Annotated in this window: 8 protein-coding genes and 2 pseudogenes; 3 read left to right on the plus strand and 7 right to left on the minus strand. The window is 39.7% G+C overall.

Features of this window, described 5'->3' with window-relative positions; all coding sequences use genetic code 11:
• From nirA to F6K22_RS20675, 3 genes and pseudogenes are all read left to right on the plus strand, one after another.
• Positions 1 to 643 (plus strand): annotated as a pseudogene (gene nirA, locus F6K22_RS20665) (ferredoxin--nitrite reductase); the annotation flags it as partial.
• A gap of 213 nt (positions 644 to 856) precedes the next feature.
• Positions 857 to 1522: a hypothetical protein gene (locus F6K22_RS20670; protein WP_293102000.1), complete on the plus strand. Its 666-nt coding sequence runs from the start codon at positions 857 to 859 to the stop codon at positions 1520 to 1522.
• Positions 1523 to 2339: 817 nt separating this feature from the next.
• On the plus strand, positions 2340 to 3848 hold the full coding sequence (locus F6K22_RS20675) for an MFS transporter (protein WP_293102003.1): 1509 nt from the start codon (positions 2340 to 2342) through the stop codon (positions 3846 to 3848).
• A gap of 298 nt (positions 3849 to 4146) precedes the next feature.
• On the opposite strand, the gene F6K22_RS20680 is transcribed toward F6K22_RS20675, so the two are convergent.
• The 7 genes and pseudogenes from F6K22_RS20680 to F6K22_RS20700 form a co-directional block, all read right to left on the minus strand.
• On the minus strand, positions 4147 to 5802 hold the full coding sequence (locus tag F6K22_RS20680) for a SulP family inorganic anion transporter (protein ID WP_293102006.1): 1656 nt from the start codon (positions 5800 to 5802) through the stop codon (positions 4147 to 4149).
• Between the two features lie 555 nt (positions 5803 to 6357).
• Positions 6358 to 6734: pseudogene (locus tag F6K22_RS43560) on the minus strand (helix-turn-helix domain-containing protein); the annotation flags it as partial.
• 337 nt (positions 6735 to 7071) lie between these two features.
• Entirely contained in the window at positions 7072 to 7197 is a 126-nt protein-coding gene (locus F6K22_RS43105) for a zinc ribbon domain-containing protein (RefSeq protein WP_375340179.1), read from the minus strand.
• Positions 7184 to 7420, minus strand: coding sequence for a zinc ribbon domain-containing protein (locus F6K22_RS43110; protein WP_375340180.1), 237 nt, complete (start codon positions 7418 to 7420; stop codon positions 7184 to 7186). Before F6K22_RS43110 ends, F6K22_RS43105 begins: the two co-directional genes overlap by 14 nt.
• On the minus strand, positions 7342 to 8031 hold the full coding sequence (locus tag F6K22_RS20690; RefSeq protein ID WP_293102009.1) for an RNA-guided endonuclease InsQ/TnpB family protein: 690 nt from the start codon (positions 8029 to 8031) through the stop codon (positions 7342 to 7344). Before F6K22_RS20690 ends, F6K22_RS43110 begins: the two co-directional genes overlap by 79 nt.
• A gap of 2 nt (positions 8032 to 8033) precedes the next feature.
• Positions 8034 to 8315, minus strand: coding sequence for a helix-turn-helix domain-containing protein (locus tag F6K22_RS20695; protein WP_293102012.1), 282 nt, complete (start codon positions 8313 to 8315; stop codon positions 8034 to 8036).
• A 101-nt stretch (positions 8316 to 8416) separates the two neighbouring features.
• The gene (locus F6K22_RS20700) at positions 8417 to 8539 is read right to left on the minus strand and encodes a hypothetical protein (protein ID WP_293102015.1); all 123 of its coding nucleotides are present in this window, start codon (positions 8537 to 8539) and stop codon (positions 8417 to 8419) included.
• Positions 8540 to 9268: the final 729 nt, after the last annotated feature.

The following is a 9268-nucleotide window of genomic DNA, read 5'->3' on the forward strand; positions in this document are numbered from 1 at the left end:
TCTCAAAGACGAAATTATCTGGGAAAAGCGGGACCACATCGGGGTTGACAAACAAAAACAACCAGGGTTAAACTACGTAGGATTAAATATTCCTGTTGGCAGATTCTATGCTGCTGATATGTTCGACCTAGCTCGTTTAGCTGAAGTTTATGGCAATGGAGAAATCCGTTTGACCGTTGAACAAAATGTTATCATTCCTAATATTCCTGACTCTCGACTGGAAGCATTTCTAGCTGAACCCCTCCTAGAAAAGTTTTCTATTAATCCTCAACCATTAACTAGGGCCTTAGTTTCATGCACAGGGGCACAGTTTTGTAACTTTGCTCTGGTTGAAACAAAAAATCGCGCCTTGGCAATAGCCAAAGAACTAGAAACTGAACTATCAATGCCAAAAGCAGTACGCATTCATTGGACTGGTTGCCCCAACTCCTGCGGACAACCCCAGGTTGCAGAAATTGGTCTGATGGGTACTAAAGCTCGCAAAGATGGAAAAATGGTTGAGGGTGTTGACTTGTACATGGGTGGTAAAGTTGGTAAGGATGCTCAACTTGGCAGTTGTGTGCAAAAAGGTATTCCTTGTGAAGACCTTAAACCAATATTAAGGAATTTGTTAATTGAAAATTTTGGTGCTCAACCAAAGTAAATTTTCGAGCAAGGGAGTCTAGAAAATCTATCAGAAATCTTACAAAAAAGACCGGAGTAGCTTAATTAGTCACCTAAAAAACAAAGAGGGAAATTTGCACTGTAATCAAGTTTAGTCTTGACTTTATATAGCGCTTCTCAAATTTAGTCTTACAGCTAAAATTTATTACACTCAAAACACAACATTATTTTTACAACAAGGAGAATCTCAACAATGTCTACTACAGTTAATAGTTCTAACAATTCATCCGAAACCGCAAAATCTCTAGGTTTGAAAATTATATCTGTAATTGGGTTAACACTATTTACTGGTTTTTATGCCAATAGTTGGCAGCGCTCTCTAAGAGAATATGCTCAACAACAAGCAGAAACTACTGTTGCTACATCCACTACTGATACTGCTCCTATTGTAGCCAACACATCCACTTCAAAATCTACTGTTATCGCATCAACTTCGGGCGTTTCTCCAGTGGTTGATACTACCCAGTCAGTCTCATCAGTCAATACAGTACCTGCTGAAACTGCACCGATAGAAACTGAAGTAACTATGGCAGTTCCAGAAACTCAAGCAGCACCAAAAATTACTAATTCAAATACTCTTGAGAAATTAAGCTCGGTACTGTACAACCAGATCGACAAAGCATGGCAACAATATCCAACTTTTTCTGAAAATTTAGCCTATCGAGTCACAATGAATTCCGCTGGAATGATTGCCAAGTATGAACATATCAATAAAGCAGCATCCGAGTATATTGCAGAAACTCCTTTAGCCAAATTGACTAACTCTAGCACTATTGATGCTAACAAACCAACAGCAGAATTTTTAGTGCTACTAACTCCCAATGGTGTACTTCAAGTTAACCAATGGGTAGCTGAATAAGTGTTAGGTGTGGATGTTAGGGCTTGTAACTGTTGGCTAAAATCTGGTATTATCTATTAAAATCTAGGATTATCTGTTTATGCTACTTGGATTCAAAACTGAGTTACATCGAACGGTTTTCAAGCTGATAGGATTAGTGTAAGGTGCGTTATACAGCTCAAATCTAGACTGTGAGAAAATCTGGAAAACTATGTAGATCAGTAGGTAGAGTTACCACCGATGTTAAGCCTGGTCTTGAGAATAAGGTAACAGACTGCGGTCAGTGCTTCTCGATAAAACAGGAAACTAGACTCCAAAGCTCAAACCATCCTTTGGGTAAGTTCAGTAGAACGGTATGTTCTGCTCCGCAAGATGAAAAGTGAGAGTATAACGCCCTCCAAAAATTATAGCGGTTTTCACAAAGGTACAGTACAGAAACAATATAAGTATGCGTCAAGCTTGATAAGTAACAGACCTGATATAGCGCTAGGGAATAGGGAACAGGGAACAGTAGACTATCAAAGGGTTTCAGGATTTATAACTGTCATAACCTTTGCTTCGACTGCTATAATTGGTCTATTGTAATGAAAACAGCCATAAATCAAGACTGACGCAGGCACCGTTCCTGATTCAATTGTTACCCAGTGTGATAATCCTGCTCCGCGTGCGTGTGAGCGGTATGTTATGTCTAACGCCACGCTCCACGGAATACTGACCAAATATGTTGGCGAAAGCCGAAACATATTATCAACACTTAAAAATTAACTAGACAGACTACTAGCTCCAACCTTTATAAATTGATAAACAGAACATAAGCATAATCGTAATCAAATAAAATATGTTAACAGAACTCTGGTCTTTTCGCGGTCGTTACCGCATCCTCCATTTAACCTGGTTTGCCTTTTTTCTCTCCTTTGTTGTTTGGTTTAACTTAGCACCATTAGCAACATCATTAAAAGCAGACTTTGGTTTAGAAACTTCTCAAATCAGAACTATTGCTATCTGCAACGTTGCACTAACAGTACCTGCCCGAATTATTATCGGAATGTTGCTAGATAAATACGGACCAAGAATCACCTATTCACTCTTACTGATGTATGCAGCTATTCCCTGTATTGGGTTTGCTCTTGCTCAAAACTTTAGCCAGTTGGTGATCGCTCGTTTAGCATTAAGTATTGTCGGTGCTGGTTTTGTTATTGGTATCCGCATGGTAGCTGAATGGTTTCCCCCTAAAGAAATAGGTTTGGCAGAAGGTATTTATGGCGGTTGGGGTAACTTTGGCTCTGCTGGTGCTGCTTTTACACTGCCAACTATAGCTGCTTGGTTAACTTTTGGTTCCGGTGATGTGCTGAACTGGCGGTTATCGATCGCTCTGACAGGTATTATTGCTGCACTTTATGGTGTGTTTTACTTCTTTAATGTGCAAGATACTCCTCCTGGCAAAGTATATCAAAAACCCCAACGTGCTAGAGGTTTAGAAGTTACCACCCAAAGTGATTTTATTTTCCTCCTGGTGATGAATCTTCCTTTAATAGGAGTTCTCTGTTTGTTAGCTTGGCGGTTGAGTAAAGTAGGTTTCTTATCCCCTGGTCAACTTTATATTGTCTGGTTACTGCTATTAGGTTTGTATGCTTTCCAAGCTTATAACTGTTGGGCAACTAATAAAGAGCTAATTGCTGGAGAAAAACGCTATCCCCCTAGCGATCGCTATAAATTCTCCCAGGTAGCAATTTTAGAGTTAACTTATTTTGTGAATTTTGGCTCTGAGTTAGCAGTAGTTTCTATGCTACCCGCTTTCTTTGAAAATACTTTTGGTTTGAGTAAGGCAATGGCAGGGATGATTGCTGCTAGTTATGCTTTTATGAACTTGGCATCTCGTCCTGGTGGTGGTTTAATCTCTGATAAGCTCGGTAGTCGTAAGTTAACAATGACAGTATTGACTGCTGGGATGGGGATTGGTTATCTGACATTTGGTCGTGTAGGTGAAGGTTGGTGGTTACCTGGTGCTGTGTTGCTCACAATGTGTTGTTCTTTCTTTGTTCAAGCTGCTGAAGGTTCTACTTTTGCTATAGTTCCCCTAGTGAAACGGCGAGTTACTGGTCAGATTGCTGGTAATGTTGGTGCTTATGGTAACGTGGGTGCAGTGGTTTATCTCACTTTATTTAGTTTGTTGCCCGAAGGTGCTGTTGGTAATAAAATTTTCTTTGAAGTTCTCGGAGTCATGGCAATGATTGTAGCATTTTTCTGTGCTTTCTTCTTGAAAGAACCAGAGGGTTCATTTGCTGAACACCATGAAGGGGAAGACGATAGGCAAATCGAATCTGCTCCTGTGTTTGCTAAAGACTAAGGTTTTTTTGTTGGTGTCACTATTGAGTAAATATAGATGTCAAATAAGCAGAAAACTAAACTTCAAATATCAAAATAGATTTTGGGTAACTTTGGCTAAGTTCAGTAGAACGGTTGCTGAATGACCGTAAGATTTTTCTAGATTCTGAATAAAAACCTCGCCCTTAAGGGCGAGGTTTTTATTCAGAGAAGGTGAAATAGAGGGGAGAGTTGAGCAGTATAAAAATAGAAATAAGAACTTTTTTTGACCGCTGATTCAACGGACTTGATTTAGTAACTAAACCTTAAATTATTGAGTGTTAAACTTTGTAGTGTTCATCCAAGATAGTAAGCGCGTTTTGCAGAGCTTCAATCCTTGTCGCTACTAGGTTTTGGGGAGCTAAAATATTCCAGATATTTAAGTTTTTGAGTCTGGCTTTGACCTGACCAGATGAACCAACAAAAAACACTTCACGATATTTTCGACGTGCTTCTTTGACCATATTCTCAATAGCTAGAGACATAGTAATCCCAATATAAGAAACATCGCTGAGGTCGAGAATCAGAACATCATACTTTTCTACCATCCCCATCTGTCCAGAGATAGCCTTGGCAGCCCCAAAACTCATCGGTCCACCGAGATGTAGCAAAAGGAGGCGACCTCTAGCTTTCTGAAGGAGTTGTTTTTCTTCATGGCTTAAGGGAGCCTCATCATGGGGTTCAACTATAGCCTTAACTTCGTCAATTTGAAGGTCACTAAGGCGTTTGACCGTCAAGAGATTGGCAATGAAAATACCAATGGCGACTGCAGTAATCAGATCGACAAAGACAGTTAGCAATAGTACACTGTACATAATGCCAGCAGCTTTGAGTGATAACTTATGCGCTCGTTTGAGGAATTCCCAGTCGATAATGTCAATTCCGACTTTGAGTAAGATACCTGCGAGGATAGCTTGGGGTATGACTTCGGTCAGTTTTCCAGCCCACAAGAGAATAAATAGTAAAATAACTGAATGAGTAATACCTGATAGGGGTGTTCTTCCACCAACATGAACATTGATGACAGTTCGCATGGTTGCTCCCGCTCCTGGTAATCCACCAAAGAGTCCAGACACTATATTTCCGATCCCCTGACCAATTAATTCGCGCTCGGAGTCGTGATTAGTGTGAGTAATGTTGTCAGCAACCAAGGAGGTAAGCAGGGAGTCTATAGCCCCTAGAGTTCCCAGCATCAAACCATTTACGAGCATAGTCTTCATTTGCTCTAAGGTAAATATTGGCAAGTGTGGTTTTGGCAAACCAGTGGGAATTTCTCCAATGAGTATCAAATTACTATCTCGCAGCAAGAATACTGACATTAAAGTTCCTATTACTAATGCTAGGAGTGGGGACGGGATGAATGCAGTTACTCTGCGCGGTGTCAGGAAAAGAATTATCAGTGTGAGAATTCCTAGCGCAGTTGCAACCGGATGGAGATTGGTGAAGAAGTATGGGATTTTGCTAACTGATTCAACTACATTCGCGGAGCCAGGATGACCGAGAAATGGACCGACCTGAATCAAGATAATTATTACGCCGACTCCTGACATAAATCCTGAGATTACGGCGTAGGGTATCAGAACGATATATTTTCCGAGTTGCAGGACTCCAAAGAGTATCTGGAATAGTCCACCAAGCATAACAACAGTAAATGCCATCTCCAGACCTAAATCTGGATTCTTAGCGATTAAAGTGCTAAATACAGTTGCCATGATAACGGTCATGGGACCAGTTGGACCAGTAATTTGCGAAGGTGTGCCTCCACACAGAGCTGCAAAAAAACCAACGAAGATGGCACCGTAAAGACCAGTTATTGCACCAGCACCGGAGGATACCCCGAAGGCTAAAGCTAAAGGAAGTGCCACAATTGCAGCGGTCATACCGCCCAATAAATCCCCCCGCAGGTTATTGAAATGTAACCTATTAACAAGTTGCATGAGCGCTTTGATCTATTACTTTACTAAGTTAAAACAGAAAACTAATCAACACAATTAGATTTTAACAGAGGAAATAATCTCCTCAGAGTAAAAGCCACAGTTCTTCTGTGGACTAAGTTGGTAAACTTTCCGGTTTGGCCTTTTTCCTGTTTTTCGGACTTGCTATTTAACTTTGCCCCCTACTGCTTCATAAAACCGACATAAAACGTCATAAGCGCGACATTTTAATGTTTACTTCTTGCTTCAACTGAGGCTGTTCGTACTTGTATTTTAGCTGTCGCCTGAATTCGTAAAATCACTATCTGCTAACTGATTTAGCTAGCTTATGGTTAGCCAACATACCCCGAACATTGTCATACTTCAATGACAATTGTGCCGTAGTTTTTGGCTAAGTATGTTGTCAATTTATGAAGTGCGTCATTACGGATGTTTGCTACTTTTCTTGCAGCCTAGCTATCTTTAGTTGTGCTGCCCTCCAGTTAGCAGAACCCACCTCTTTATGACGATTTAAGTATTGTAATCTAGACAACTTAGTTTCAAATCTATGATACGACAATTATCAATTGTGAAAGAATCAGAACTACCTTTCTTCTTAAACTTTGGATATTTACAAGGGCCCTTGAAAAAACCTCTTAAATGCTTCACCTAAGTTGATGAAAGCGTATTGATAAACTCGCTTACGACAAGTTTTTCATCCAGGGTATTAGTGGTTTTGTGTGATTAGTAAAAACCTCTATTAGCTTACGTTTGCGCAGCATTCCGTTTGCGTAGCATTCCGAAGGAAAGGAAACATTAGGTTGATAGCCATGTTTATAAGCAGCATTTCATAAACTTAAACTCCAGTTGTAACACCAACGTCAGTAGCCTGCGTGTTGAGCCATCAGAGTTTTCTGCTTGTTATTAAGTTTGAGCTTAGTTCTAATGGATTTCATATACGGGTGAGTGCAGCATGCCTAATAATATACTTAAATACCTAGGTATTATATCGTTATTCTTTGATTAAGTCAATGCTCTTCAAACTTCGCCTGAATCTCTAAACCAACTTGAGAAATGAATCTTTTCTTACCCACAGATGTTCGGCTCTAATTGTATAACTCCGTTTTGGCAATACTGGAGTCTGCGCTACTAAAACCGTTCTGCTAAACTTACCCAAACTTACCCATGACTGATTGCATGAGCTTTGGAGCTAGCTTCCTGTCTCACGCATATACCACTGACCGCAGTCTGCGTACGGACGTTGCATAAGGGCGTCCCTTCTTCTCCACAGGCTTAAAATCGCTTGGAACTCAAGCTACTTCCATACCATAATTTTCGCTCGTTGACAGCAGCATTAAAGTCTCTGTCAGCTTGAAATCCACAGTTATCACAATTATAAGTTCTCTCATGCAAAGGCATTTTCTGTTGATGCCCGATAGGGAGAACATATTTGAGAACTTGGATAAAATCTATCTGCTATCACTAGCTGGCTTCCATACCATTCACACTTGTATGTTAGCTGACGTTTGAACTCATAAAAACCACAATCTGCTATGGCACTTGCTAGTTTGTGATCTCTTGGTCGATTGGAGGCAAGCGTTCGCGTAGCGTCCCGGAGGGAACGGAGACCTCGCCATCCCATCCTGACGGAATGCTCCGCTTTCCGACCGCTTTTTGAGCATTCCACTTACATTCAAGTCTTCTATCACTATGGTGCTGTGGTTTAAAGCTCGCCCATGTTGTTAGTTTATGTAGTGCATCTGCTCTGATATCAGCTACTGCTTGGTGCGCGTTCCCTTGCGACTTTCGTCGTCGCGGGGTCGCATCCGCTTTTTTGTGAGTCTTAGCTAGTCTCTTTACGGCTTTGGCTCTATTTTTTGCTCCAGGCTCTTTTTTGCTAACACGGCGTTGATAACGAGTGAGTCGTTTTTTGGCTTGTTTGTAAGCTTTGACATTAGCAAAAACCGTCCCATCACTACAAGTTGCGCTTAGATTTATGCCAACATCTACACCTATAATATCTCGTTCTTTGGCAGTCGGTGCTGGTTCAAAATCATATTTAAAGCTGATATACCAATTATCTGCACGTCTTGATATGGTAACATTTTTGACTGGTACAGATGGTAAAATTTCATAAGTTTTTACGATTCCTATTCTGGGTAGCTTTATATAGTTTCCCTTGAGAATCTTAATACTTCCTTCGCGCGGAGAAACTATCTTTTCTACCTTTTTTCTTAAACTTAGGAAAACCACGTTTAGGAATAGTTAAAAAGTTTTTGAATGCTTTTTCTAAATCTCTTAATGCTTGCCCTTGGTGCACACTTTGATACTTCGTAATACCAGGGATTTTCACTTTTAACTTCAGCCACCAAACGTTTATGCAAAGTGATAGCACTAGGGCGTTTTTTGGTGCTTTTGTATTCAGCAATACAAGTTGCTAGTCCCCAATTATAAGTATGGCGGGCTACACCTGCGTGTTTGGCAGGTAGTGTTTTTTGCTTATTATTAACTTTTAGTTTAGTTTTTATTGATTTCATTTCAATTGATCGGCCACCTCATTTTTATAGTTAAATTTGTTAGACATCAATCTAGTATATCATAGTAAATATCTAATTATATTTAACTTTGTCCAATTATTTTAATACTGTTGATAGCCCTCTATCTGACCGCTCGACCTTTCGTGTTGACCAAAACCCAATCGACGTTTAAATGCTCTGGCTGACTCAAACCGACTCAGTGGATAAATTCTAACTAGCAGCATAGCTCTGACCATTAACCCAAATCCAAATAAATCGAAAACTTGGTTGAATTTTGTATACTCGGGGCGATCGTAAACAAGTGTTGATAAATTGCTTCGCAGTAGTGTTTCTTCAATACGGTTATCGCAGATTTGGTTAGCTAAATAGCGAGAATGTGGGGTAATATCATGTTCGGTTGAATACTTATAAATAACTGTTGTGAGTTATCAGGAGTCAGGAGTCAGGAGGGAAGGAGAAAAGTCAAGATAATTTCAGTATTTATTTGGTACTGTCGGTACTGTCAGTTCTTAAATTTTATTTATAACTGATTATCCGAACATAATATAATAAATTTTTCATACTTAGGTCCTACCGATTGTTTGTAGAGGCGATCGTATTTTTTCTTACAGTTAGATGAAGATTATTTCACTACAGGAAGGCTCCGACATTATTATTAGCATGGGAAAAATGGAATAGTATTTAAAGCTAGGAGTTGAATTGACTATAGTTGCATGGCTTTTGTTAACGTTGATACTAGAAGTCAAAATTAGGTTCTTGATTAAAGGGAAGTAATAAAATGGTTTTTGTTGTTGGTGCTGCACCGAATGTGTTTATTTGATCGTGAATTTTTACAACTTATATAGCAATCCTAAATGATTTGTGAAAATTTTTAGAATAGTTAATATTAACGAAAAACCTTGAAAATTATGACTCCTGACTCCTGACTCCTAACTACCACCAAAATATTACAA

It is taken from the genome of Okeania sp. SIO2F4 (assembly GCF_010672385.1).
Taxonomy (GTDB): Bacteria; Cyanobacteriota; Cyanobacteriia; order Cyanobacteriales; family Microcoleaceae; genus Trichodesmium.